The organism is Bacillus pretiosus (assembly GCF_051294775.1).
Taxonomy (GTDB): Bacteria; Bacillota; Bacilli; order Bacillales; family Bacillaceae_G; genus Bacillus_A; species Bacillus_A wiedmannii.
The window spans coordinates 1-325 of record NZ_JBPPHF010000084.1 but is presented as its reverse complement, the minus strand read 5'-3'; the positions used below and the strand labels follow the sequence as shown (position 1 = coordinate 325).

Sequence of the window (325 nt, the reverse complement as noted above, 5' to 3'; positions counted from 1 at the left end):
CATCTATGCGTTTAAGACATAAACCATATGCAATGGATCGAATTAATGAGTATTCACATATCGTAATTGGAAACCCAGAGGAGCGCGCTGGTAACTGGAAAGAAGAATTTGGAAATGAGCAACCAATTCATATTGAAGTAGGTACAGGTCGTGGCCGCTTTATGTACGATATGGCAAAAGCAAACCCACATATTAATTATATTGGAATTGAAAAATTCACAAGTGTTGTTGTAGATGCACTTGATAAATTAATTGAAGAAGAACTACCGAACTTAAAGTTAATTAATAAAGATGCTGAAGATTTAACATTTTTCTTTGCAAAAGG

Annotated in this window: 1 pseudogene; it reads left to right on the top strand. The window is 34.2% G+C overall.

Going from position 1 to position 325, the window contains the following annotated elements:
- Positions 1-5 precede the first annotated feature (5 nt).
- Positions 6-325, top strand: a pseudogene (gene trmB / locus ACSG5Z_RS29960) (tRNA (guanosine(46)-N7)-methyltransferase TrmB); the annotation flags it as partial.